Genomic DNA, 25,247 nt, shown 5'->3' with positions numbered 1-25,247 from the left:
ATTGTATGGATACATTAAATTTTTAAACCAGCACCAGGTCTGTTATGGACGATAAAATGTATAATGAACATGAAATGCGGTTTCACACCCGTAAATGGGTGAAGCCGGAGGATCTCAATCCCAACCAGTCGCTGTTTGGCGGGCGCCTGTTGCAGTGGATCGACGAAGAAGCGGCTTTATATGCCATCATTCAGCTGGAGAATACGCATGTAGTGACCAAATTTATTTCTGAGATCAATTTCATAGCGGCTCCCCGTCAGGGCGATATCATTGAGATCGGTATTGTGGCTACAAAGTTTGGAAATACCTCGCTTACGCTCCGCTGCGAAGTAAGAAATAAAATGACGCATGAACCCATTCTTTCCATTGACCGGATGGTTTTTGTAAACCTCGATAAAAATGGTAAACCGGTCCCGCATGGTAAAACCGCCATTACCTTTGTGGCCGAACGATTGTTGAAATAAACGCCCTTTACCCCGGCATTAAGCAACCGGGGAACGGTTTAAATGAAAAAGCGTATGAAAAAAAAGATGCTGCTGCTGACGTGGATCCTTATAGCCACCATTGCACATGGACAGAAACAATTTTCAGGTAATCCGCTCTTCCCGGGCTGGTATGCCGACCCGGAGGGGGTGATCTTTGATAAGACCTACTGGATCTATCCTACGTTTTCTGCGCCCTATAATAAACAGGTGTTTATGGATGCATTTTCTTCCAAAGACCTCGTGCACTGGAAAAAGCATGAAAGAATCCTGGATACTGCTGATGTAAAATGGGCCCGGCGGGCACTTTGGGCGCCAGCTATTGTAAAAAAGAAGGATCAGTACTTTTTGTTTTTTGGTGCCAACGATATCCAGAACGATCAGCAAACGGGAGGCATCGGCGTTGCCGTGGCGTCAAAACCAGAAGGACCCTTTAAGGATTACCTGGGCCATCCGCTGGTAGACCGGTTTCATAACGGCGCACAGCCCATTGACCAGTTTGTATTTAAAGATAAGGATGGTGCTTATTACCTTATTTACGGAGGATGGCGGCATTGCAATATCGCACGGTTAAAGGACGATTTTACAGGATTTATACCCTTTAAAGACGGTACGGTATTTAAAGAGATCACACCGGAAAAATATGTGGAAGGACCGGTAATGTTTATCCGCAAAGGAAAGTATTATTTTATGTGGTCCGAAGGGGGGTGGACCGGTCCGGATTACAGTGTGGCCTACGCCGTAGCCGATTCACCCCTGGGGCCCTTCAGGCGGGTAGGAAAGATCATGCAACAGGATCCCGATATTGCAACGGGCGCCGGGCATCATTCGGTTATCCAGGTGCCAGGCAAAGATGAATGGTATATTATCTATCATCGCCGTCCGCTTACCGAAAAAGATGGTAACTCCCGCGAAACCTGTATTGAGCATCTTTATTTCAATAAGGATGGCTCTATACAACCGGTTAAATTAACCAACAAAGGGGTGCCGCCGCGCCCGCTCTGATTGTTTTTATTGAAAGAGTAAGCATATCGCATTCGATTTATATTTATAAAATCGATGTACGATCCCAGAACATTCTTTCGTCACCTGACCGCATTCTGCTGCAAGCGGAAGGAGCGGAAGGGGCGCTCAATGCCGGGATAGTCTCGTATTACTGAGATGCCCCGGCTTCACATTATTGCGCCCGGCATAACGAAGCAGGGATGGATCCCGCAAGTCGGGGGATAACATCTTCAGCGTAATGCTGCGCGCGTTTCTGATTGCTTCATTCATTGGGCGTGCCTGTCAAAATTCAGGATGATGACAGAAGTGATTGATCACCTGGCTGATTTCGCAGCGCAAACAGGAAACACAGCACGACGATCGTATGGGCTGCTCCTCAATACCTGATGTCGCAGGTCTCTGACAATTTTTTCAGCATCCATGTATATGATCGTCTGATAGATCCTGGAACAGTTGCCACTTATTTAAAGACTTACCCGGAACTGCAAAACCGGCTAGTTAACGGGTGCCGGAAACTCCGGAATTTCTGTGTATCTTACGTGCTGAAACGTTAAAGCAATGAGATATAAAGCATTTATTTTTGATCTGAATGGAACCATTATCGATGATATGGCCTTTCATGAAGAAGCCTGGTTCCGGATCCTGAACCAGGATCTGGGCGCCGGCATGAGCCGGGAAGCGGTCAACCAGCATATGTATGGTAAGAACAGCGAGCTGCTCGACCGCATTTTTGGCCCCGAACGATTTAGCGAAGAAGAGAAACAGGCGCTTTCCCTGCGCAAGGAACAGCTTTACCAGGAAGCGTATCTTCCTCATTTGGCCCTGTTGCCCGGACTGGGTGATTTTTTAAAAGCCGCTGCTGCAAAAGGCATTCCGATGGCCGTTGGTACGGCGGCCATACCGTTCAATGTTGATTTTGTGCTGGACGGACTGGGTATCCGCGCTTATTTTAAAGCCCTCGTAACGGCCAACGATGTACTGAAAAGCAAGCCCGATCCCGAAACCTTTCTCAGCTGCGCGCAGTTGCTGCAAGTGGCACCTGCCGATTGCCTGGTGTTTGAAGATGCTCCCAAGGGGGCGGAGGCCGCTGCAAATGCAGGAATGGATGCCGTCATTTTTACGACGGGGCACCAGCCGGAACAATTCGGCACGCAGGATAATATCCTGTTTTTTGCTCCGGATTATACGGATAAGCAGCTGTTGACGCTATTGTAAACCGGTTTGAAAAATTAAATGTCGGTTTTACAATTATTGAAAATAAATTGTATTTTTAACTTTTAAACGATCGTAGTCCATGAAAGAAGCATACGTAATCGGGGTGGATTTTGGAACGGATTCCGTCCGCTCTGTTATTGTAAATGCATTAAACGGCGAAGAGGTGGCGGCCGCCGTATTTCAATACCCCCGCTGGAAACAGGGGTTGTATTGTATACCGTCTAAAAACCAGTTCCGGCAACATCCGCTGGATTATATTGAGGGACTGGAAGCAACCATAAAAGATTGCGTCCAAAAGGCTGGTCCAGCTATTGCAGCACTTATCAAAGGGATTTCTGTAGATACTACCGGGTCAACCCCGGTGGCCGTTGATCAGCAAGGGCAGCCCCTGGCACTGTCTGCGGAGTTTGCAGACAATCCCAATGCCATGTTTGTGCTCTGGAAGGATCATACTGCTACAGCGGAAGCTGCAGCCATTAATAAACATGCAGAACGGTTCGAAACCAATTTTCTCCAGTATGTGGGAGGCATCTATTCCAGTGAATGGTACTGGGCAAAACTCTTGCATATTTTTAAAACGGACGAAACGGTAAGAAAACATACCGCCAGCTGGGTAGAGCATGCAGATTGGCTGCCCTTCCTGCTCACCGGCGGCAATGATATACAGCTATTAAAAAGAGGCGTGTGCACGGCAGGGCATAAGGCCTTGTGGTCCGAAGCTTTTAACGGTTTTCCGCCCAATGATTTTTTTGCAACGCTCGACCCGGTGCTGGATGGGTTTGTAGCGCACCTGCCGGCAACAACCTATGCCGCCGATGAAGCTGCCGGAACACTTTGTGCCGAATGGGCAGCAAGGCTGGGGCTTACAACCGATGTAGTAGTTGGGATCGGTGCCATGGATGCGCATATGGGCGCGGTGGGCGGACAAATAGAACCGTATCATCTGAGCAAAGTAATGGGAACGTCTACCTGCGATATGCTGGTAGTGCCGGCTGAAGATCTTTCGGATAATAAAACAGTAAAGGGCATTTGCGGACAGGTAACGGGATCGGTGATACCGGGTATGATTGGGCTGGAAGCGGGACAAAGTGCTTTTGGCGACGCTTATGCCTGGTTTAAAAATGTGCTGGCCTGGCCATTGCGGTTATTAAAGGAAAGCAGCGAATTACCGGAATCGGCTGCCGGCGCACTGGCCGATGAAGTAGAAAGCCGGATATTACCCGCACTTGCCGCAGCGGCAGCGGCACTACCGCTGGAGCCCAATGATCCGTTTGCAATTGACTGGCTGAACGGACGCAGAACACCCGATGCCAACCAGTTATTGCATGGTGCATTAACGGGACTAAGCCTGGGAACAGATGCCCCCAGGATCTTCAAAGCCCTGGTGGAGGCCACCTGTTTTGGGGCCAAGGCCATTGTAGATCGTTTTGAGGAAGAAGGGGTACCAATAAAGGGACTGATTGGTGTGGGCGGCGTGGCGCGGAAATCGGCCTATATCATGCAGGTAATGGCGGATGTAATGAACATGCCGATCCGTATTCACCGTTCGGAGCAGACCTGTGCCATTGGCGCCGCCATGTTTGCCGCAACGGTTGCAGGCATTTACCCAACGGTAGAAGACGCCATGACGGCTATGGGACAGGGATTTGACAAAGAGTATTTTCCCAACGCCGAACGGCATGCATATTATAAAGAACGGATGGAGACCTATAAAAAAACAGGTGCCTTTTTAGAACATAATAATTTGTAATAATGAAATACGAAGTGATCCGCCGGAAGGCATATGAAGCCAATATGCAGCTTCCCGAACTGGGACTGGTGCTCTTTACATTTGGAAATGCCAGTGAGGCGGATCATTCCGAAGGCGTATTTGCCATTAAGCCCAGCGGGGTAGCTTATGCAGACCTTACCCCGGAGAAGATGGTGGTGGTGGACTTTGATGGCAAAACCGTAGACGGGGTGCTGAATCCCAGTTCCGATACGCAAACGCATGCAGTGCTGTACAAACACTGGACGGAGATCGGTGGTATTGTGCATACACATTCAACCTATGCAACCGCATGGGCCCAGTCGCTAAGGGCCATCCCCATTTACGGAACCACGCATGCCGATTATAATATCGTAAATATTCCCTGCGCGTTTCCCATGGATGATGCAATGATACAGGGGGAATACGAAGTGCAGACGGGGCACCAGGTACTGAATCATTTTAAAGAGAACGGTCTGGATTACCGGGAGGTTGAAATGATCCTGGTTGGGAACCATGCACCCTTTACCTGGGGGGAAAATGCAGCGAAGGCGGTGCACAACAGCGCCGTGCTGGAACAGGTGGCCAAAATGGCCTATCTGACTGAGCAGATCAATCCCCAGGTGCCGCTGTTGAAAAAAGCACTGATGGATAAGCATTATCAGCGTAAACACGGGCCCGATAGCTATTACGGACAATAATCAACGATACCGAAAATATACATTATGATCAATCTGGAGCAATTAGAACTATGGTTTGTAACCGGGAGCCAGCATCTCTATGGCGCCGAAACCTTAAAGGAAGTAGCGGCACATTCGCAGGAGATCGTTCAGCACATGAACGCCACCTCAAAAATACCCGTTAAGCTGGTTTGGAAGGATACCGTAAAAACGCCGGAAGAGATCCACCAGGTATTTGCGGAGGCCAACTTTAATAAATCCTGTATCGGCATCATTGCGTGGATGCATACGTTTTCTCCTGCAAAAATGTGGATCAACGGACTCAAGATCTTTCATAAACCATTGCTCCAGTTTCATACCCAGTTCAACCGGGACATACCCTGGAGTACGATCGATATGGATTTTATGAATACCAATCAATCGGCCCACGGCGACCGGGAATTTGGCTTTATGCTGAGCCGGATGAACAAGCACCGGAAAGTAGTAGTAGGGCATTGGAAAGATGACCAGGTATTGGATCGTATTGCCGCATGGAGCCGGGCTGCGATCGGCTGGCACGATTGGCAGGGCGCACGTTTTGTACGTTTTGGCGATAATATGCGTTATGTGGCTGTAACGGACGGTGATAAGGTAGAAGCAGAGCTCAAATTCGGTTATAGTGTAAATACCCATGGCATCGGCGACCTGGTAGCGGTGATGAACCAGGTAGGTGAAAAGGAAACACAGGAGCTGGCACAGCTATACCTGGACAGCTATCATGTTTCGGAGCAATTGAAAAAAGACGGTGCGCAATACCAGTCACTGCTGGATGCGGCACGTATTGAACTGGGCTTAAAACAGTTCCTGGAACAGGGCAATTTTAAAGGGTTTTCGGATACATTTGAAGACCTGCATGGCATGGTTCAGTTACCAGGCATTGCAGTGCAGCGCCTGATGGAGCAGGGGTATGGTTTTGCTGGAGAGGGCGATTGGAAAACCGCGGCATTGGTACGGGCAATGAAGTCGATGGCAACCGGACTGGAAGGCGGAAATTCCTTTATGGAAGATTATACCTATCATTTTGATCCCAGGGAGCCATTGGTATTGGGATCGCATATGCTGGAGATCTGCTCCAGTATTGCAAACGGCAAACCTTCCTGCGAGATCCACCCGCTGGGGATCGGAGGAAAGGCCGACCCGGTGCGATTGGTGTTTAATGTGGCAGGAGGTCCGGCATTAAATGCATCGCTGATGGATATGGGCAACCGGTTCCGGTTATTGGTAAATGAAGTGGAAGCGGTGGCACCTTCGCAGGACCTGCCCAGGTTGCCGGTAGCCCGGGTGTTCTGGAAACCTTACCCGGATATGCATACCGGCTGTGCGGCATGGATCCTTGCAGGCGGAGCACATCATACCTGCTATTCGCAAAACCTTACCGCCGAGCACCTGGAAGATTTTGCCGGTATGGCCGGAATCGAATGTGTATTGATCAACCAAAAAACAGATCTGTATCAATTTAAAAACGAACTGCGCTGGAGTGATGTATATTACCAGTTGCATAAAAGTTAACAAACAATGTTATAAAATAAACGGGTTTAGTTATTTTTAGCAAACGTTTTAAATATCCTTTTAATATTGCATGCATATGAATAATGAGTTACGGGTCTCAGACTATATCGTTTTTTTAGTCTATTTTATTATTGTGGCTTCTTACGGGTATTGGGTATACCGGAAAAAGAAACAGGCTTCGGTTTCCGCATCGCATGATTATTTCCTGGCAGAAGGGTCGCTTACCTGGTGGGCCATCGGGGCTTCACTGATCGCCTCCAATATCTCTGCCGAACAGTTTATTGGGATGAGCGGAAGCGGTTTTAAGATCGGGCTTGCCATTTCTACCTATGAGTGGATGGCGGCCGCCACGCTGATTATAGTAGCGGTCTTTTTTATGCCGGTGTATCTCAAGAATAAGATTTATACCATGCCGCAGTTCCTGAACCAGCGGTATAACGGAACCGTGGCGATGATCATGGCGGTATTCTGGTTACTGCTCTACGTGGTGGTAAACCTCACCTCCATCTTATTCCTGGGTGCGCTGGCTGTAAGTACGATTTCCGGGATCAATTTTTGGGTCTGTATGTCCATGCTGGCGCTGTTTGCGCTGATCATTGCATTGGGCGGGATGAAAGTGATCGGTTATACCGATGTGATCCAGGTATTCTTCCTGATACTGGGTGGTTTGGCAACTACTTATCTGGCATTGTCGCTGGTGGCAGATCATTTTAAGCTGGACGGGGTGATGAGTGCACTGGGAACTTTAAAAACAAAGGCAGACGATCATTTTCATATGATCCTCAAAAAGGATAACCCCAATTATCTCGATCTGCCGGGTTTAACAGTGCTCCTGGGAGGTATGTGGATCGTAAACCTGAATTATTGGGGATGCAACCAGTATATTACACAACGGGCCCTGGGCGCAGATCTGAAGACGGCGCGTTCCGGGTTATTATTTGCAGGGTTCTTAAAATTATTAATGCCTATTATTGTAGTAATACCCGGTATTGCCGCCTATATCCTGCATAAGGAAGGCGTTGTGGGTGGTGTAGATTTTCAGGCCCAGATGATTGAACATGGTGAAATAAACCCGGACAGGGCTTACCCCGTATTGCTGAACCTGCTGCCCGCGGGCCTGAAGGGGCTTGCCTTTGCGGCCCTTACCGCGGCAATTGTTGCCTCCCTGGCAGGTAAGATCAACAGCATCTCAACCATCTTCACGCTGGATATCTATAAAAAGCGGCTGAATGTAAATGCTTCCGAAACCCAGCAGGTAAATGTGGGCCGCATCACTATTGTGGTGGCCATGATCCTGGCCATTATTATTTCTCCATTCCTGGGAATTGACAAAAAAGGTGGATTCCAGTTTATACAGGAATATACCGGTTTTGTATCTCCGGGTATTTTTGCCATGTTCCTGCTGGGATTCTTCTGGAAGAAAACCACGTCTTCTGCTGCATTGTTTGCAACCATCGGGGGCTTTATTTTTTCGGTAGCGCTCAAATTTTTACCAGGGGTGATGGATCTTCAGTTCCTTTCATCCGTTGGATTCTCTGTTCCCAATGCCAGCGGCGTGTATGAAATCCCGTTCCTCGACCGGATGGGGATCGTATTTGCGTTATGCATCATTGGTATGTTGGTGATTTCCAAAATAGAAATAGCAAGAGGTGTACAGCCCAATGGACTGGAAGTAGATACAAAAATGTTTAAAGTGAATTCCGGTTTTATGGTAGGCGCGTTGATCATTTGTGGTATTTTGGCGGCCTTGTATACTTTGTTTTATTAAACTCCGTCAAATAGTAAAGGGAAGGCCGGTCTAAGCATGCGTTGAGACCGGCTTTTTTCTTTTGAGGTGCGATTGATTACGGGGATTTTGTAAAAAAGGAATAAATCGATCAAAATCATTGGTTTTGATGAATCAGCCGGCATTGTTGTTAGAAAATTTAAAAATTTCTGTTAATCGGGCTAAAAATAATATATTAGCGCTCCTTTTAACGAAATTAAACTTGTATATATGAAAGGTTCAGACTATCTGGTTTTCTTTATTTACTTTATCGTGGTTGCCTCCTATGGGTACTGGGTATACCGCAGAAAGCGCCAGGAAAGCGTTTCGGCCTCGCATGATTACTTCCTGGCAGAAGGTTCGCTTACCTGGTGGGCCATTGGTGCATCGCTGATCGCTTCCAATATCTCCGCCGAGCAAATGATCGGGATGAGTGGATCGGGCTTTAAACTGGGACTGGCCATATCGGCCTATGAGTGGATGGCGGCGGCAACGCTGATCATTGTGGCGATCTTTTTTATGCCTGTCTACCTAAAGAACAAGATCTTTACCATGCCGCAGTTCCTCAGTCAGCGGTACAATTCCAAAGTGGCGATGATCATGGCGGTTTTCTGGCTGATGTTATATATTGTGGTAAACCTGATGTCGATCCTGTACCTTGGAGCGTTGGCCATTAGCGGTATCTCCGGTATCAACATTACCTTTTGTATACTGGCGCTGGCCATCTTTGCCATTGTCATTACGCTGGGCGGTATGAAGGTGATCGGGTTTACGGATGTGATACAGGTATTTTTCCTGGTGCTGGGCGGCCTGGTGGCAACCTATATTGCGTTAAACCTTATTTCCGGAGGAAAGGGTATCGGCGCCGGTTTCAGCGTATTACAATCCAAGGCTTCCGAGCATTTTCACCTGATCTTTAAAAAAGATAATCCCAACTATATCGATCTGCCGGGTTTAAGTGTGCTCATCGGTGGTATGTGGATCGCCAACCTCAGCTATTGGGGATGTAACCAGTATATTACCCAGCGCGCATTGGGGGCTTCACTGCCCGTTGCCCGCAAAGGGTTGCTGTTTGCGGCTTTTCTGAAAATGCTGATGCCGATAATTGTAGTACTGCCCGGTATTGCCGTATATTATATTGTGAAAGAGAATATGGGGGGCATTACTCCGGATCAGCTGCTTACTGCATCCGGTGTGCAGGATCCCAACAAAGCCTATCCGGCGCTTATTTCGTTATTACCTGCAGGGCTGAAGGGACTTTCGTTTGCGGCATTAACGGCGGCGATTGTGGCCTCCCTGGCCGGTAAAGCCAATAGCATTGCCACGATCTTTACACTGGATATCTATAAAAAAGTGTTTAATACCAACGCCAGCGAACGCAACCTGGTAAATGTTGGAAAAATTACAGTAGTGGTGTCCATGTTATTTGCGGTGTTGTTGTCGCTGGTAGTGGGCGATGCCCTGATGGGTGAGGGTAAACAGGGATTCCAGTACATACAGGAATATACCGGTTTTGTATCACCGGGTATTTTTGCCATGTTTATTTTTGGATTCTTCTGGAAGAAGACCACCTCCAGTGCTGCCCTGTTTGCAACCATCGGCGGCTTTATTGCCTCCGTGTTGCTCAAGTTTTTACCGGGCTGGGTCGATCTGTCGGCATTGCACCAGTTTGGCTGGTCTGTTCAGAATGCAGCAGGAGTTTACGAAATTCCATTTATGGACCGGATGGTGATCGTATTTCTTATTTGTGCGATCGGTATGTATTTTATCAGCATTTACCAGCATAAAAGAGGAATTGTGTCCAAAGGGCTGGAGGTGGATGCCAGTATGTTTAAAACCTCAACCAGCTTCGCGGTAGGATCGCTGATCATTGTAGCCATGCTGGTTGCCCTGTATTCGGTATACTGGTAACCTTATTTTGTTTTAGTTGTTTTAAAAAAGAGCAGGCTGTCCCTGCTCTTTTTAATTACCGGACTATGAACCGATATGAACAGATCGCTTTAGCTGAATTAAGGCGCTGGCAATTTGAGATGCAGCGCCCTCCCGGGTTTTTCAACCGTCTTTCAAAAAAGACCCAGGATAAGATCAATGCCCTGATACCCGATAAAATTCATAAAGGCATTACAGTGGTGATCCGGCAAATGATCCGGGCGGTTTTATTTGGTGCCAAACATACAACTGCAAAACCGCTGAAGGAAGCCGCGTTTATTTTAAGGGAACAAACGGTCAAAGAGAAAATAAAATTTTACAGGAATACGGCCGCAGTGGAAGGTGGTGTAACCGGCGCCGGTGGCCTGCTGATGGGACTGGCGGATTTTCCATTGCTGCTGGCACTGAAGCTGAAATTGCTGTATGAAATTGCTTCATTATATGGCATTGACCTGGAAGATTACCGGGAACGGGTATACCTGCTGCATATTTTTGAGCTGGCTTTTTCAAGTGCACAGCATCGCAATGCGGTTTACCGGAAAATGGAAGACTGGGATACAAAAATGAAAGAAATGCCGGTAGCTGTTGCGGATTTTGACTGGCGGCGTTTTCAACAGGAATACCGCGATTATATCGACCTGGCAAAAATGGCACAGCTCTTGCCGGTGATAGGTGCGCCAGTGGGATTCATTGCCAACTATGGGTTGGTAAAAAAACTCGGAATCACGGCAATGAATGCGTATCGTATGCGGATATTATCCGGAGGTATTGTTTAATGGAATGCGGATTGGGATTGCTGTTACAAATTTATTGAGCATACTTGAATAACAGCACCATGGGCTATAGCCGCTTTTGAAACCAATGTGTATGATGGAACTGTTACGTATGACCAACCGTTTTAAATGTATTCAGGTATTGCTGATCAGTGCTTCCCTGATGGCCTGCACGGCTTCTGATTCGCAGGAGCAAACGGCGGCTGTTACAAAGCCGGAAGCTACGTTTGCAGCACAGGCTAAAGCGCCGGTACTGGACACGGCCGGATATGATAAACGGATAAAGGTGCTCGCTAACGGCGATGCTTCAGGGCGTTGGCCGGCAAAAGCCCCTTATCCGCTGCCGGGAGCTGTGTTTCCGTTTAACAGGGTTATTGCTTACTATGGCAATTTGTATTCAAAAGGAATGGGTATACTGGGAGAGCTACCCAAAAAGGAAATGCTTCAAAAATTAAAGGGAGAAGTGTCAAAATGGGAAAAAGCGGATCCCGGAACTCCGGTAATTCCGGCCCTGCATTATATTGCCGTAACCGCCCAGGGTACGCCCGGAAAGGATGGGAAATACCGGCTGCGGATGCCGTTTCACCAGATTGATACGGTGCTGAAATGGTCGAAAGAAATCGGGGCCCTTACATTTATAGATGTGCAGGTTGGACAAAGCACGCTCCAGGAAGAGATTCCCCGGTTCGAAAAATATTTTAAACTACCGGGCTTTCACCTGGGAATCGATCCTGAATTTTCCATGAAGGATGGTGCCACGCCGGGAAGCCGGATTGGAAGCTTTGATGCGGACGATATTAATTTTGTGATCGACTACCTTGCGGAAATTGTGCGGGACAACCAATTGCCGCCCAAAGTGCTGGTCATACACCGGTTTACGAATGATATGGTAACGGGGTATAAGGAAATCAAAAAAGTGCCCGAAGTACAGGTGGTGATCGATATGGATGGCTGGGGCAGCAAGGCCCTGAAAACAGGAACCTATAACGCTTTTGCATATCGTCAGCCGGTGCAGTTTACGGGTTTTAAACTATTTTATAAAAATGACCTTAAGCGGGGCAGTACCGGTTTATTTACGCCCGTGGAATTGCTGCATTTTAAACCCCGGCCGGTTTATATTCAATACCAGTAGCAACGGCGTAATAAAGCACGGCATTATCCCTGCTTTAGCAGTGATGCACTATGGATCAACAGGCAGCGGTTTCATTTTCTTATTTTAATTCGAAAGCTACCACACTGTAGTTATTAAATGTAGGAACATATAAGGTTTTAGTAGCGTCTTCGTAAGCCAGGTCCGCCGTGTTCATGCGGCCCTGTACGTCCAGCATTTTCTGAATCGTGCCGGTAGGGGAAACATAATAAATAAGGCCTGCCCAGCAGGTAACGATAAAACCACCATCACCGGTAGGTTCCAGTCCGTCTCCGCCCTGTTCAAACCCGGAAGCAATAACCGTTTTGTTTTTATTTGCATCCAGTTTCCATAATTCTTTTCCGGCCAATACATACAGATCCGGGCCAATTGACTTCAACCCATTTGCATCGGTCACCTGATCCAGGTATACCTCCGGTTGCTGATTCGCTACTTTATAAATTTTATTTTCGCGGGTGTCCGATATATAAACAATCCCTTTTTTATCTACTGTTACGTCATTAAGAAAAACAGAACCTGGAACCGGGATGGTGGCGATCACCTGCGCTTTTTTTACATCAATCACTACCAGGTCTGTGATATCTGCAACATATAAACGGCCTTTGTACAGGGCCATTCCTTTGGGTGCATTTAACCCCGTAATCCAGTTAAGGTTTTTCACCCTGCCATCTTTATAAAGAATACCGATACCGCCTTTGCCATCCTTCTCATTGCCTTTACCGTCGATCAGCGATACGTACAGTTCCTTTTTATTGGGAACCGGCAGCACCGATTCTGGTACAGGGATAGAATCGGTAGTGGTCCATGCCAGTACAATGGTATGTTGTCCGTAACTGCTTAAACAACTGATGGTAAATGCCAATAAAAAGAGAAACAGAGGTTTCATAGCTGAATATTATAGATGTGAAGATAACTAAAAAAGCTGTTTACTGGTGCCTGCCGGGCATTTGGAGTGTAAGAATCACGAAGACCGGAAGAAGCAAAGAAGAACTTAATCTTAGTGCTGCTTCGTGTCTTGGGTGCCTTTGTGGTGAAGACTTAAAGGGTTGCGCCGTTGTGTGAAACCAGGTCGCAGATACCCGAAAGAAGAGTTTTATACGGGCAAAGGTTTTAATTATTATAAGATAGATCTGCTTACCGCTCCCGGTTAAAGATCCGCCCGATATCTTTACCAAGTCCTTGCAAATCCATGGTGGGATTGAGAAACTGCTGATCGCTGATATAAAAATCGTCGGCATCCGCCTGTTTTACCTGTACGGGGTAAATGAGCAGAAAATTGCCCGACCGGAAATACCGGTCCAGGTACGTAAAGATGCGGTCCATATGCTGGTTGTAGGAAGGGTATTGGGGACGGCTCAATACAACCGTAAGGAGATCATTCTTATCAATTTCCCTGGAAAGGATCAGCAGGTCTTCCCAGTTGGTAAATGCCGTAAAACGGTATTCGATCGGATTCTTTTCGTTAAGGCTTTGCAGCAATGGTTCAATATTCGCTGATGCAAAAAACTTTACGCCGCCGCCGCAATGTTTGGCCAGCGTCCATAGATTGGACAACCAGTAAAAAAAACCGGCCTCCCGTTCTGCATTTCTGGGAATGACCACCACATTGCTTTTTATGGTAGACAGGGGCTGAACGGGATTATAAACATAGGTAGTGATCTTTTCATTGTCGAGAATGCCATTGATGAGTGCAAAGCTTTTAACGGAGTTATAGGGCTTGGTGCTGTACCCAAGGATGAGATCGGTGATCTTATTGGCCTTTAGCTCGCCGGTAATGCCGTTGATGATATTATCATCGTAGCGAAGGATGTCCGTCACTTTTACATCGGCGGCCGCACCGGTATGTACGGCCAGCTCCAGCATTTTTTTACCGGTCCGGTCCGATTCATCCGGCGCATCGTGTTTATTAATAATGTGCAGGGCATAGAGCTGGTCGGTATTGGCTGGGGATTTAATAGAAAGGGCCAGCTGCACCAGGTGTTCCGTTTTATCCAATGCATTTGTAGCGATCATTATTTTTTCGCCATCCTCCTTATTGCTGCTGCGCTCTTCTGCTCCGGTTCCGGTTTCCTTCGCCAGTTCCTGTCCGCCTTTCTGGGCTGTTAAGGAAGCCAGTGTACAGGTGATAAGGATCACGAGGATGGAACCGTTAAGCACCGCTTCATTCAACAGGCGGATAGGTTCTCCATCGGGTGTTTCGGAAATGATGATATTATAGCCCACCATTACAGCAGCAAGGGTGGCCGCGGCCTGTGCCACGCTTAATCCAAAGATTACCCGGAGCTGGGGTTTGTTAAGCCGGAAGGTTTTGGCGGTGGCCCAGGCTGCAAGGTATTTGGCCACAATAACGCCAACAGTAAGTACTGCCGCTACTTTTATGGTTTCTGTATCTTTTATAAAAGCTTTAAAATCGATGAGCATTCCCACGCTGATGAGAAAGAAGGGAATGAAAAGTGCGTTGCCTACAAACTCAACCCGGTTCATTAACGGCGATGTTGCCGGAATCAACCGGTTTAATGCAAGTCCGGATAGGAATGCGCCGATAATGCCCTCCACTCCGGCCAGCTCGGCCAGCACGGCACCCAGGTAAACCATCACCAGTACAAAAATGAACTGGGAGATTTTATCCTGTACTTTTTTAAAGAACCACCGCCCGATAACCGGGAAGAGGAATAAAACGATCAGCCCGAAAGCAAGGATGGACAGCGTAAGGCGCAGCCAAAAGGCGGCATCTACCTGCCCCTTGGTCATTCCCACAATTACTGCAAGTACCAGCAGCGCCAGCGTATCCGTGATCATGGTACCGCCTACAGTAATATTTACCGACCGGTCTTTGGCAACCCCTAATTTGCTAACAATGGGATATGCCAGGAGCGTGTGGGAAGAGATCAGGCTCCCCAGGAGGATGGAGGTCATCCAGTTAAAATGCAGCAGGTAATAGCTACCCAGTGTACCAATGATCATCGGGATACAAAAAGTATACATCCCGAAGGTGATGCTTTTCCATTTGTTTTTTTTAAATTCGATCAGGTCGATCTCCAGACCGGCTAAAAACATGATATAAAGCAACCCGGTGGTACCCGAAACCACAATGCTGCTGTCTCGGTCCAGGATACCGAAGCCGTTGGGGCCTGTGAGCGCGCCGGCAATGATAAGGCCGATGAGATGGGGGATCTTTAATTTGTTCAGCAGGATGGGTGCCAGCAGCACAATCAGGATAACGATCAGGTATCTTAAGATCGGATCCGTAACCGGCAGTGTTGTATCAATAATGCTTAACAACATATTCAAAGCAAGTTAAGATTAAGGATTCTTTGATTTATCCAGGTCTACCTTGAAGGTGGTTTCGCAACCATCTGCCTGGGTGATCAGCCGCTGTCCGCTTAATTTGTTCTTTTGATCTGTTTTTAATTCCACTTTCATGGTAGCGGAAGGTTGGGCGCTTTCAGACTCTGGTGTGGCAAGTTTCAGATCACTGCCTGTAAAGATACCGGTGTACACACGGATCAGCTTATCGCCCTGCATTGCCCGTACCGTTACGGCCGTTCCATTTCCGGCAATAAGCCAGGTTTCTTTACGGATATCGCCCACCGCAAAACCAGAACAGTTGGTTTGGGTACAAACCATGGTTACATTCCAGTTGCCAGACAGGGAGTCGGGCAGCGGGATGCCGGGTATAACCGGTACATGACTTGCTGAATCTACTTTTGCAGCATATTTCTTAAGACTGTCTTCTTTTAGTTTAATTTCCTTTTCTTTAATCATTACGGCCTGTTCGCGCTGGTTGAGGGCCTGCTCCCGCTCATCCAGCTGCTTCCTCCGTTCTTCAAAGCCGCAGCTGTAAAGGCAGCATATTAATAAGAAGATACCAGTAATCAAAGGTTGTTTCATAATTAGAAATTTGGATGCCGTATTGCTAAGGTAGAGAAAAACGCTGAAAGCGAAATGCTAAGGGTATGTTTCAGTTATACCGTTAATGTTACATTTCGTTTGATACTTGAAGATCTATTGACTATTGACCATTCATTGTTGCCTTTGGGGGACATGTAGACCGGGGAAACCTGGGGATTTTTCAAACTACAGGACTGATTCACGCTTACGGGAGCTGAACGCCAGGGGCTTGTTTCAGATTCAACGTGCAATGTCAGATTTGTATAGATGCTTGATGATGACAGACACTGATCACTGAAAACTGATGACTGATAACTGATAGCTCAATACTGTTTAATGTTCAATATTAGATGCCGTTTCATGCTCACAGATCCATTGCCTCATTCCCACATTTACATATTTTCAAATTTTCAAATTCCAACGCGCTTTATACCCAATTGTTTTTATAGCGCTCTTTTAGCTGCAGCCGGTATGTTTTTGGGGTAACGCCGGTTACTTTATGAAAGATCCGGGTGAAATAGGAGGCCGACTGATAGTTTAATTCATAGGCCACTTCCGATATTTCTTTGGTTAGGTTCTGCAATAGGATCTGGCTATGCAGGATGCTGATTTCCTGTATCCATTGTTTAGGTGGTTTGCCAGTGGTTTTTTTGACGCATTTGTTCAGGTAGGTTTCTGAGATCTGCATCTTCTTGGCATAGAAGCTTACGTCCTTATGCTGGATATGCGCATGCTGAACTTCTGTCCGGAACTGGTAAGAAATTTTCAGATCCCGGGTGAGCGCATGCGCATCGGGGTTTCCGGATTTGATCAGTTTTAGCAGGATGGCGGAAAAAAGAGCAAGACAGATGTCTTCCGAACCGTTGTGCGTAATTGTGTCCAGCTCCTCCTTTAACAGGTAAAACGATTTCTCGAGCCATTTTACTTCTTTTGCGGAAAGTTGTATATAAGGTGCAGTAAAAAAGAAATCCAGTTCTTTGTTGTTCAGGAAAAAACTGGTGATCACATTGTTTTCATAAATGAGATAAAAGCCCTGCAGATCCGGCGAAAGTTCCAGGGTACGGGTAATACATCCCTGTTTAATATTGATGACCTGCCCCGCAGTAACGGTATAGCTTTGCGTTTCCAGCTGTTGCTGAATGTATCCTTTGGTTACCAGCATCAGGAAATTAAAGGAGGTCCGGTAGGGAGGCACGGGAATCAGGATATCCTTTAGATAAGATTCGATTTTGTAAAGCTGGAGCTGTGAATGATCGTGCAGTACATTGGCAGAGATCTCCGGGAGGAACTGCCGTTTATACTCGTAGTTACTGATCATTTTTATGGTATGCGCCATAAGGATCTGTCTGTTGGATTGGGTGAATACGGTAACTTAAAGTTAATTATAAAATATGATGCTTACTCTAAAATGGTGGATAACATTTTAGGAACTGCAGCAGATCAGGGCGATAGCGCTTATGCAGCGTAATGGATTTACTTGCCTGGGTAGACTTCAGCTGTACTATATCACTGCGGCGAAAAAGAGGATAGAACAGCGCGCAAAAACAGAGATTCAGAAAATGCGGGCGAAAAGCCCCCCGGTTATTTGTCAGGGGAAAGGCTTCTCCGGGGAATAGGGATCCACTTTTTCAATATAAGCGTAACCCAGCTGGCGGCAACAAAAGGAAAAGTTAATACGGACCAATGCATGCGCAGCATGGCAATGTCGATAATTACGGTCAGTATTACGGAAAACAGCACAAAGATTCCGTCAACGGGCTCATCGCCTGCAAAAGTAATGGCACATAGCAGGGCGTTAAAGCTGAATAATCCCATTTCTATATCCGGTGTAGATTCCGATAAATGAATGGCCACATAGGCGCTGAGAATGGCACCGGCAATGCCATATAAAGCGGCAATAGGCCGGTTAATGAAAACGCCTAAAAAGAACAGGAGCCCGCCAACGGTGCTGTCCTGGAAAATAACTTCTCCAAACCCGTGGATGCTGGTGGCAAAATCATCTTTTTCGATCATTTCACTGGCAACTGCAACGGAATTGGGCTCAATGATCACATGGTGAAACAGGTAAAGCAGGATCCAGGTAACAGCGATAAACGGGAATGTAAAGCCGGGGATTTTTTTTACAATAAACAGGTGTTGCAAAATAGCGGCCAGTGCTGCACCGATGATGATGGCAATCCATATTACAGGAAGCGGTTTGAAATAAAATATCATCGCTACCCCTACAAGGGTGGAGCTAAAGCCATACAGGCCCTGTTCAATTTCCTGCCGGTCGTATTTCAGCAGGTGTGCGGTAAGTACGCCGGTAACGGCCGAAAGCAATGCGGCAATACCACCCAGAACGGAGCCATAGAAGATGCCAATGAGGAATAAAAGCCCCGTCAGCGCGTTTTCCTGTAACATGATCTGTCCGATGCTTCTAAATACGGTACGGGTAAAGATGAATGATTTTGATTGCATAATTTTTAAAGTTTGCTATAGGATCCAACGAATAAAAAATGAACGTTAAAACACTGCCCGGACATCCGCAGCTTACGGAAGGCCGGAGTGAGAGCTACCAGCCCAGGAATACCATACCGATGCCGCAAATGGTAACCACCCCGCCGCCAATGGCATGCATGTACCGTTCCAGCTTGCTGGTGTTAAAAAATGAGTAACCGTAAATGCCAATAAGTACCATTCCCAGCATTGTAATGACTGTGCTAATGGTAAATACGGTGATAAGTAGTACAATTTCGGTTACGGAACGCTGCGTACCTGAATAAAAAAGCAGGGGAACCAGGGGCTCGCTGGGCCCCATTACAAAAATGGCAAAGAGCACCAGTGGCGTTACTTTTATACGGCTTCCCGGCATAACGGTTTGCCCATGTGTGTGTTCATACACATACACGTCATCGCCCATCACATCAAAATGTTTATGCGGCTTATTCAGCCAGGCCTGCCGCAGGCCGTAGGCCAGGTACAGGATACCGAAGATCAGCAGTGCCCAGCCGGAAATATTGCCTCTCACATCCTGGAACCAGGTGATCTTTGTAAGCTGCCATCCCAGGAAAACGCCAACCAACCCAATCAATACGGAGCTCAGGATATGCCCGATGCCACAGACGATGGTAAGGGAAATGGTTTTGGGTAAACTCCATTTCCTGGAGCGGGAAAGCACCACAAAGGGAAGGTAATGATCGGGGCCGGTTGCTGTGTGCAGACCGCTGATGGTAATGGCCGTAAGGGCCAGTGCAATTAACCGGGAATGTTCCATATCAATTCCTGAATGTTTTGAAAAAGTGTGAATAATTGTTCGCCGCCATGTCCCAGCACCCGAACCACCAGGCCATTGTGCTGGAGCCGCGAAACGCCACCAAGAATGTCTGTTTCCTGTTCCAACAGTTCCTGTATTTTATCGGAGAGACCGGGCAGCGATGGGGTATCGGTGGTGGCGGAGAAAATAAGGGTGCCCTGGTGTGTATAGGTTTCCAGCATGCCCATTGTTTGCAGATCATTTTCCTTCGGCTGCAGCAGGATATTGTCTTTAAGCACCAGGCGCCCTCTATGAAATACCTCGAAGAGATTGTGGAAGCTGGTAAATTCAAAAACCTCACCGTGATGTTTTCGTCCGCAGGTAATGATCTCGCTCATCAGCAATACACAGTCTTCCGCCATATCAATGCGGTTCAGGCTGGTAAACCGGGAGTTTTTATGCGGTACTACCGGGTGTGGCACAAAGAAAAAAGAGCTGCCTTTTTCCAGCGTGATCTGCATTTTTTGCGTAGCGCTGGCTTCCATGTTGAACAGCCGCTGGTAGGATTGGGATTGCAGCTGGAGCCGGGCATTTTCTTTTACCCGTATGAAGTACTCATAAGCATCCCCGCTGAGGATGCCGGGCGATGAACTCATGATCATCAGGTAGGCATGCGCGTCTGATTTGTGCTGACCAACGGGTATGATCCGGAAGGGCTGTGTAACGTAGGCATCCTTCAGAAAGGACCGTTGTTCATTTTTTTCTACCGTGAAGTTTAATGTACAGATCATATTAACGGACTAATGCAGGCTCCTCCACCTCCTCTAATAATGCATATTTTTTTATCCACCCGATAACGGCGTCCAGTCCCTGCTGGGTCATCAGGTTGGTAAACACAAAGGGCGCTCCCTTACGCATGCGCCGGGCGTCGGTTTCCATTACTTCCAGGCTGGCACCCACATAGGGGGCCAGGTCAATTTTATTGATCATCAGCAGATCCGAACGGGTAATGCCCGGTCCGCCTTTGCGGGGAATCTTTTCACCTTCTGCCACATCGATCACAAAGATGGTTACATCGGCGAGGTCCGGACTGAAAGTAGCTGAAAGGTTATCACCACCGCTTTCAATAAGGATCAGTTTGATATTGGGAAAACGTTCCACCAGCTCATCCACGGCTTCCAGGTTCATACTCGCATCTTCCCGGATGGCGGTGTGCGGACAACCCCCGGTTTCTACGCCAATGATCCGGTCTTGTGGCAATAAACTGTTCCGGGCCATAAATTCGGCATCCTCTTTTGTATAGATGTCGTTCGTAATTACGGCAAGGTCATACTCGTTCATCAATCGGCGGCTTAACCGTTCCAGTAAGGCCGTCTTTCCCGAACCAACGGGACCGGCTACGCCTATTTTTACATATTTTCGTTCCATAGTTATTTGTTTATAATTTTTTTTTTAACCCGGCTGGGGTACTGCTATCAGCGGTCTTGCGTCGCACACTTGTACGGTTGTGCTGCTATTAGCCTCAATCTGAACGCAAAGTGCGCAAAGGAATGTTTAAAAGAACGTATCTCGCCACAAAGACACGATGGCACGAAGATGCACGAAGGGATAGTATGGCTTTAAAAATCTTAGTGTTTCTTCGTGCCTTTCAGCCTTCGTGGCGGAAATGTTGCGGAACAATAAAGACATGCTAAGATTTCGCAAGGATCGCAATGCGAAGGAACACGGCTGCTGTATGTCTTTGCGAATCGCGCGCAGTCTTTGCGTTCCTGGCGGTTCAAACCCAATTGCTGCAGGAACTGCTATCATCGGTTTATAAAATTGCCGATCTGCTTTGAACCACACAGAAGCATCGCTTTTTAAATCTTTTGAAGAGATATAGACGTCGCTGAAGATGGTGCAGCGCCTTCCTGCTATTGGAAGATGATATGTTTTTATGTGTCCTCTTTTTTCCATGTTTCCTATGTGCCTATGTGGTTCATATTATTAAGACATATACAACCTCGAATACAGCCGTTCGTGCCGCATACACCGGATGTCGAATGCCACAGCACAAAGTCCCAGCATTTCGTCCGGGATATCAGCTGTTGTTTCGCTTAACGCTTTTAATAAGGGCTGGATCTGGAAAAGAATATCCTGTCCTTCCAACTGTCCCAGCGGAACCAGTTTTACGCTGTTGGTGATCATACCTACCGCGGCATTGTAATAAAACGCAAACAGCGCTTCCTGTAACGGAATGTTCAGGAGCCGGGCATACATACCAAATGCCATACAGTAATGCGGATCAGCTTCTTTTTCCTTTACCAGTTGCTCAAACCGTTCCACGATCTCAAAGGATTGCTGCCTGCGGAAGATTTTTATGAGCCGTAATCCCAGTTTGATACTGGCCTGCCGGATCTCCATCGGCGATTTTAAGGCCGTACATTCCAGGCTTAAATGCTGCAGCCGGCGAACGTCTTGCTGCTCCGTGGCCTGGTAGGCTCTCGACATAAAGGCGGCATCATTATACCGGATGTTCTGTTGCAGCATCTGGGTTACAAATGTTTTTGCTGTTGCTGTATTATGAACGACGCCTTCCTGCACATAGGTTTCCAGGCCGTTGCTGTGCGTGTACCCGCCAATAGGTAAGGTAGGATCCGAAAGGTGTAGTAAAGCGCCTAAAAAAGATGCATGCATAAATTTGTATTTTTTGTTAACCGGCGGAGCCGATAAAATAAACATATGAAGCGTAGACGCTTCATACAGCGCTCAACTTTTATTCCTTTGATGCCAGGTTCAGGATCTTTGAAAAAAGAGAATTGTTGTTGCCGTGACTATGTGGCTCTACATTTGATTTTAAGATGTTGAGCAGCCGCACCACCTGCTTTTCAGGCTTGTATCCGCTGCCTTCCAGCCAGCGGAACATCGGCATTTCAAACGGCATCATCACCTTGTTATCCTGGATAAACAGGGGCATATGCTTGTTGCCAATCTCATAGCATACCGTACCCATCTCCAGTAGTGTTTGCGGAGCAATTACAATGGCTTCGCAGGGTTTAATGTCTACCGTTACCAGCGTGTCTCCATCCTGCAGCAGCACATCACCCTGGCGAAGCCGTTGTCCTTCACGCAAAAATTTGATGGCGATCTCCCTGCCGGCAAGGGTGCGCTTCCGCTGGATGCGTTTGGTGGTTTCGTACCATTCCAGTTCCAGCAGGTCCTGCGTTAACCCATCTGCCGCCATATCGGAAATATTGCCCATGATTTCTTTTACGATCATGATCTGTGTTTATTAAAAGAAATGTTTTTGGATACGCCCAGTCCAATGGTACTGCCATTGATACCGGCAATAAAGAGCTTGTCTTTTGTTTGAGCGGCATCGTTTCCTTTGGTCTGCTTGTACGACAGTTCACAGAATTTGGCCTTTAATGCCCATCCATGTCCCAGCAGCACACCCACCAGCGGGTATAGCCGGAACAGGTATCCCTTATAGTCATAGGCTCCGGCTGTGTTGAGGTCTGTAGAACCCCATACATAATGCGCATCCAGTTGCCCGATGAGTACAAAGTGTTCGCCCAGCATTTTTGAATCGCTGTAAAACAGCCCTGCTTCATGATGCCGTTCTACTAGATCGTGCAGCGCGTCTTTCTCGCGGCTGAAGGCATAGTTGATACCGGTAACCGCATGGTCGTTAAAAAAGTATCCCACACCAATGGGGTTGGCACCAAATGTTTGTCCTGTTTTATTATGATCCTGGTAATTTAACGATCCGTAGATCATTACTGATCCCTGCTGAGCAAAGGTGCTGCCGGCAAATGCCAGACCTAATATTAAGAGTAATGCTGTAATAAATTTGAATTGCATCAGATAAAAAATTAAATATTGAACGCCGGGTGAAAATTTTAAACCACATAGATACATAGGCTTCATAGCTATGGCGAAAAGCTATGTGTCTATGTGGCTGATTTGTATATTAACAAGGGCGCTGTTTAAACGCTTTCCCGGAAAAATGGAGTGGTTAACTTTCCTCAGATCGATCTCTGCGAAAATCTGCGCAAAAAATCGGCGTAAATCCGCGGGAAATACAACCGCATCCCAAAGTATAAACAACTTCATCATTGCTAAAACAGGAAGTACCGCTGCCCCAGGGATACCTCTGCTATAGGCTCGCAGGTGATCTTTTTACCATCCACCCGCACCTCGTAGTTTTCAGGATTTACGGTAATTTCCGGTAACGCATTGTTGTGGATCATATCCCGTTTGGAAATGTTGCGGCAGTTGGTTACCGGCAACAATGTTTTTTCCAGGCCGTATTCCTGTGCAATGTTCTTTTCCAGGGAGGCTTTTGAAACAAAGGTGAATGCAGACCGGGTTAAAGCCTTGCCATATGCCGCAAACATATTCCGGATGATAATGGGCTGCGGGGTAGGGATGGAGGCATTGGCATCGCCCATTTTGCTGGCGATGATCATACCGCCCTTGATGATCATTTCCGGTTTGGCCCCAAACAATGCGGGCTTCCAGAGTACCAGGTCAGCGATCTTTCCGGTTTCGATGGAACCTACATAGGAAGAAATTCCATGTGCAATGGCCGGGTTGATCGTGTATTTGGAAACATATCTTTTTGCGCGGTAATTGTCATTTTCATTTTTTTCATCCTCCGGCAAATGTCCTTTTTGTTTTTTCATTTTATCGGCGGTTTGCCAGGTGCGGGTGATCACTTCACCTACACGTCCCATGGCCTGCGAGTCGGAGCTCATAATGCTGAATACGCCCATATCCTGCAGGATGTCTTCCGCCGCAATGGTTTCCGGACGGATCCGGGAGTCGGCGAACGCTACATCTTCCGGAATGTCTTTACTCAGGTGGTGGCATACCATCAGCATATCCAGGTGCTCATCGATCGTATTTTTTGTATAGGGACGGGTTGGATTGGTAGATGCGGGCAGTACATTGGGGTACATTGCTGCTTTAATAATATCCGGTGCGTGCCCGCCGCCTGCACCTTCGGTATGGAAAGTATGAATAACCCGCCCATTAATGGCATTGATGGTATCTTCCAGGTAACCGGCTTCATTCAGGGTATCGGTATGGATCGCCACCTGCACGTCGTAAGCATCGGCTACTTTCAACGAAGCGTCGATCACCGCCGGAGTGGCGCCCCAGTCTTCATGGATCTTTACGCCCAGTGCGCCGGCTTCTACCTGCTCGGCAATAGGGGCCTCCGTTGCACAGTTTCCTTTGCCAAAAAAACCAAGGTTCATGGGGAATGCCTCTGCTGCCTGTAACATACGCTGGATGTTCCATTTACCCGGGGTTACCGTAGTGGCATTGGTACCATCTGCGGGTCCGGTACCACCGCCGATCATCGTGGTAACACCACTGTACAACGCGGTTTCTATTTGGGTGGGACTGATAAAGTGTATATGCGTATCGATACCGCCTGCGGTAAGGATATAGCCGGAGCCTCCATGTACTTCAGTGGAAGCGCCGATGATCATATTGGGTGAAATATTATCGGATGTATCGGGGTTGCCTGCACAGCCTACGCCTACAATCTTACCATCCTTAATACCCACATCGCCTTTTACAATGCCCCAGTGATCAATCACAATCACATCGGTAATTACCAGGTCCAGCACGCCCTGGTCGCGCACGGCGGTGGATGACTGGCACATACCATCCCGGATGGTTTTTCCGCCTCCGAATTTGGCTTCATCGCCGGCATGCGTAAAATCCTTTTCGATCTCGATAATGATCTCCGTATCGCCCAGGCGTACTTTATCGCCCTCTGTGGGACCGAAGATATTGCTATGCGTTTTTCTGCTTATTTTAAGACTCATGATGC

At 47.4% G+C, this 25,247-nt stretch carries 23 protein-coding genes; 10 read left to right on the top strand and 13 right to left on the bottom strand.

Annotated elements, in window-relative coordinates:
* The first annotated feature begins 44 nt into the window (after positions 1-44).
* The 10 genes from Q1V85_RS19195 (at position 45) to Q1V85_RS19150 (ending at position 12,276) form a co-directional block, all read left to right on the top strand.
* A complete protein-coding gene (locus tag Q1V85_RS19195) occupies positions 45-464 on the top strand; it encodes a hotdog domain-containing protein (protein WP_300602184.1) in 420 nt (139 codons plus the stop codon).
* A 54-nt stretch (positions 465-518) separates the two neighbouring features.
* Positions 519-1,487 carry a glycoside hydrolase family 43 protein gene (locus Q1V85_RS19190; RefSeq protein WP_300602183.1) on the top strand — a complete coding sequence of 323 codons (969 nt, stop codon included), beginning with the start codon at positions 519-521 and terminating at the stop codon, positions 1,485-1,487.
* Positions 1,488-2,045: 558 nt separating this feature from the next.
* A complete protein-coding gene (locus Q1V85_RS19185; RefSeq protein WP_300602182.1) occupies positions 2,046-2,702 on the top strand; it encodes an HAD family phosphatase in 657 nt (218 codons plus the stop codon).
* A gap of 79 nt (positions 2,703-2,781) precedes the next feature.
* On the top strand, positions 2,782-4,452 hold the full coding sequence (locus Q1V85_RS19180; protein WP_300602181.1) for a ribulokinase: 1,671 nt from the start codon (positions 2,782-2,784) through the stop codon (positions 4,450-4,452).
* 2 nt (positions 4,453-4,454) lie between these two features.
* Entirely contained in the window at positions 4,455-5,150 is a 696-nt protein-coding gene (gene araD / locus Q1V85_RS19175; protein ID WP_300602180.1) for an L-ribulose-5-phosphate 4-epimerase AraD, read from the top strand.
* 24 nt (positions 5,151-5,174) lie between these two features.
* Positions 5,175-6,677 (top strand): L-arabinose isomerase, encoded by a 1,503-nt coding sequence (gene araA / locus Q1V85_RS19170; protein ID WP_300602179.1) that lies wholly within the window; start codon positions 5,175-5,177, stop codon positions 6,675-6,677.
* A gap of 76 nt (positions 6,678-6,753) precedes the next feature.
* Entirely contained in the window at positions 6,754-8,445 is a 1,692-nt protein-coding gene (locus Q1V85_RS19165; protein ID WP_300602178.1) for a sodium/sugar symporter, read from the top strand.
* Positions 8,446-8,673: 228 nt separating this feature from the next.
* A complete protein-coding gene (locus Q1V85_RS19160) occupies positions 8,674-10,353 on the top strand; it encodes a sodium/sugar symporter (RefSeq protein ID WP_300602177.1) in 1,680 nt (559 codons plus the stop codon).
* 65 nt (positions 10,354-10,418) lie between these two features.
* The gene (locus Q1V85_RS19155; RefSeq protein WP_300602176.1) at positions 10,419-11,147 is read left to right on the top strand and encodes an EcsC family protein; all 729 of its coding nucleotides are present in this window, start codon (positions 10,419-10,421) and stop codon (positions 11,145-11,147) included.
* Positions 11,148-11,238: 91 nt separating this feature from the next.
* Positions 11,239-12,276, top strand: coding sequence for a hypothetical protein (locus Q1V85_RS19150; RefSeq protein ID WP_300602175.1), 1,038 nt, complete (start codon positions 11,239-11,241; stop codon positions 12,274-12,276).
* Between the two features lie 79 nt (positions 12,277-12,355).
* Here Q1V85_RS19150 and Q1V85_RS19145 read toward each other — a convergent pair whose 3' ends face one another.
* The 13 genes from Q1V85_RS19145 to ureC all read right to left on the bottom strand — a co-directional run bounded on the left by Q1V85_RS19145 (position 12,356) and on the right by ureC (position 25,242).
* Positions 12,356-13,180 carry an ATP-binding protein gene (locus Q1V85_RS19145; protein WP_300602174.1) on the bottom strand — a complete coding sequence of 275 codons (825 nt, stop codon included), beginning with the start codon at positions 13,178-13,180 and terminating at the stop codon, positions 12,356-12,358.
* A 248-nt stretch (positions 13,181-13,428) separates the two neighbouring features.
* Complete coding sequence (locus Q1V85_RS19140; RefSeq protein WP_300602173.1) at positions 13,429-15,579, bottom strand: cation:proton antiporter; 2,151 nt, start codon at positions 15,577-15,579, stop codon at positions 13,429-13,431.
* An 18-nt stretch (positions 15,580-15,597) separates the two neighbouring features.
* Positions 15,598-16,185, bottom strand: coding sequence for a hypothetical protein (locus Q1V85_RS19135; RefSeq protein ID WP_300602172.1), 588 nt, complete (start codon positions 16,183-16,185; stop codon positions 15,598-15,600).
* Positions 16,186-16,612: 427 nt separating this feature from the next.
* Positions 16,613-17,521, bottom strand: coding sequence for an AraC family transcriptional regulator (locus Q1V85_RS19130; RefSeq protein ID WP_300602171.1), 909 nt, complete (start codon positions 17,519-17,521; stop codon positions 16,613-16,615).
* A gap of 245 nt (positions 17,522-17,766) precedes the next feature.
* The gene (locus Q1V85_RS19125) at positions 17,767-18,645 is read right to left on the bottom strand and encodes an urea transporter (RefSeq protein WP_300602170.1); all 879 of its coding nucleotides are present in this window, start codon (positions 18,643-18,645) and stop codon (positions 17,767-17,769) included.
* Between the two features lie 94 nt (positions 18,646-18,739).
* The gene (locus tag Q1V85_RS19120) at positions 18,740-19,441 is read right to left on the bottom strand and encodes a sulfite exporter TauE/SafE family protein (RefSeq protein ID WP_300602169.1); all 702 of its coding nucleotides are present in this window, start codon (positions 19,439-19,441) and stop codon (positions 18,740-18,742) included.
* Positions 19,423-20,211, bottom strand: a complete 789-nt coding sequence (locus Q1V85_RS19115) for an urease accessory protein UreD (protein ID WP_300602168.1) — start codon at positions 20,209-20,211, stop codon at positions 19,423-19,425. The genes Q1V85_RS19120 and Q1V85_RS19115 overlap by 19 nt, the downstream gene beginning before the upstream one ends.
* A 1-nt stretch (position 20,212) precedes the next feature.
* Positions 20,213-20,848, bottom strand: a complete 636-nt coding sequence (gene ureG, locus Q1V85_RS19110; protein WP_300602167.1) for an urease accessory protein UreG — start codon at positions 20,846-20,848, stop codon at positions 20,213-20,215.
* A gap of 126 nt (positions 20,849-20,974) precedes the next feature.
* On the bottom strand, positions 20,975-21,376 hold the full coding sequence (locus tag Q1V85_RS19105; protein ID WP_300602166.1) for a hypothetical protein: 402 nt from the start codon (positions 21,374-21,376) through the stop codon (positions 20,975-20,977).
* Positions 21,377-21,406: 30 nt separating this feature from the next.
* Positions 21,407-22,096: an urease accessory protein UreF gene (locus Q1V85_RS19100; RefSeq protein WP_300602165.1), complete on the bottom strand. Its 690-nt coding sequence runs from the start codon at positions 22,094-22,096 to the stop codon at positions 21,407-21,409.
* A gap of 79 nt (positions 22,097-22,175) precedes the next feature.
* On the bottom strand, positions 22,176-22,679 hold the full coding sequence (gene ureE, locus Q1V85_RS19095; protein ID WP_300602164.1) for an urease accessory protein UreE: 504 nt from the start codon (positions 22,677-22,679) through the stop codon (positions 22,176-22,178).
* Complete coding sequence (locus Q1V85_RS19090) at positions 22,676-23,263, bottom strand: hypothetical protein (RefSeq protein WP_300602163.1); 588 nt, start codon at positions 23,261-23,263, stop codon at positions 22,676-22,678. The genes ureE and Q1V85_RS19090 overlap by 4 nt, the downstream gene beginning before the upstream one ends.
* Before the next feature lie 257 nt (positions 23,264-23,520).
* Positions 23,521-25,242, bottom strand: a complete 1,722-nt coding sequence (ureC, locus tag Q1V85_RS19085) for an urease subunit alpha (RefSeq protein ID WP_300602162.1) — start codon at positions 25,240-25,242, stop codon at positions 23,521-23,523.
* Positions 25,243-25,247 lie beyond the last annotated feature (5 nt).

It is taken from the genome of Niabella sp., assembly GCF_030150205.1.
GTDB lineage: Bacteria > Bacteroidota > Bacteroidia > Chitinophagales > Chitinophagaceae > Niabella.
Note: the sequence above shows the minus strand (reverse complement) of the source record. Positions and strands in the feature narration are given on the sequence as shown.

Coding starts and splice junctions, on each gene's coding strand:
- ureC (WP_300602162.1), bottom strand. CDS start 25,242: ATGAGTCTTAAAATAAGCAGAAAAACGCATAGCAATATCTTCGGTCCC.
- Q1V85_RS19115 (WP_300602168.1), bottom strand. CDS start 20,211: ATGATCTGTACATTAAACTTCACGGTAGAAAAAAATGAACAACGGTCC.
- Q1V85_RS19155 (WP_300602176.1), top strand. CDS start 10,419: ATGAACCGATATGAACAGATCGCTTTAGCTGAATTAAGGCGCTGGCAA.
- Q1V85_RS19120 (WP_300602169.1), bottom strand. CDS start 19,441: ATGGAACATTCCCGGTTAATTGCACTGGCCCTTACGGCCATTACCATC.
- araD (WP_300602180.1), top strand. CDS start 4,455: ATGAAATACGAAGTGATCCGCCGGAAGGCATATGAAGCCAATATGCAG.
- araA (WP_300602179.1), top strand. CDS start 5,175: ATGATCAATCTGGAGCAATTAGAACTATGGTTTGTAACCGGGAGCCAG.
- Q1V85_RS19190 (WP_300602183.1), top strand. CDS start 519: ATGAAAAAAAAGATGCTGCTGCTGACGTGGATCCTTATAGCCACCATT.
- Q1V85_RS19185 (WP_300602182.1), top strand. CDS start 2,046: ATGAGATATAAAGCATTTATTTTTGATCTGAATGGAACCATTATCGAT.
- Q1V85_RS19130 (WP_300602171.1), bottom strand. CDS start 17,521: ATGGCGCATACCATAAAAATGATCAGTAACTACGAGTATAAACGGCAG.
- Q1V85_RS19135 (WP_300602172.1), bottom strand. CDS start 16,185: ATGAAACAACCTTTGATTACTGGTATCTTCTTATTAATATGCTGCCTT.
- ureE (WP_300602164.1), bottom strand. CDS start 22,679: ATGATCGTAAAAGAAATCATGGGCAATATTTCCGATATGGCGGCAGAT.
- Q1V85_RS19145 (WP_300602174.1), bottom strand. CDS start 13,180: ATGAAACCTCTGTTTCTCTTTTTATTGGCATTTACCATCAGTTGTTTA.
- Q1V85_RS19140 (WP_300602173.1), bottom strand. CDS start 15,579: ATGTTGTTAAGCATTATTGATACAACACTGCCGGTTACGGATCCGATC.
- Q1V85_RS19150 (WP_300602175.1), top strand. CDS start 11,239: ATGATGGAACTGTTACGTATGACCAACCGTTTTAAATGTATTCAGGTA.
- ureG (WP_300602167.1), bottom strand. CDS start 20,848: ATGGAACGAAAATATGTAAAAATAGGCGTAGCCGGTCCCGTTGGTTCG.
- Q1V85_RS19090 (WP_300602163.1), bottom strand. CDS start 23,263: ATGCAATTCAAATTTATTACAGCATTACTCTTAATATTAGGTCTGGCA.
- Q1V85_RS19125 (WP_300602170.1), bottom strand. CDS start 18,645: ATGCAATCAAAATCATTCATCTTTACCCGTACCGTATTTAGAAGCATC.
- Q1V85_RS19180 (WP_300602181.1), top strand. CDS start 2,782: ATGAAAGAAGCATACGTAATCGGGGTGGATTTTGGAACGGATTCCGTC.
- Q1V85_RS19100 (WP_300602165.1), bottom strand. CDS start 22,096: ATGCATGCATCTTTTTTAGGCGCTTTACTACACCTTTCGGATCCTACC.
- Q1V85_RS19105 (WP_300602166.1), bottom strand. CDS start 21,376: ATGGAAAAAAGAGGACACATAAAAACATATCATCTTCCAATAGCAGGA.
- Q1V85_RS19165 (WP_300602178.1), top strand. CDS start 6,754: ATGAATAATGAGTTACGGGTCTCAGACTATATCGTTTTTTTAGTCTAT.
- Q1V85_RS19160 (WP_300602177.1), top strand. CDS start 8,674: ATGAAAGGTTCAGACTATCTGGTTTTCTTTATTTACTTTATCGTGGTT.
- Q1V85_RS19195 (WP_300602184.1), top strand. CDS start 45: ATGGACGATAAAATGTATAATGAACATGAAATGCGGTTTCACACCCGT.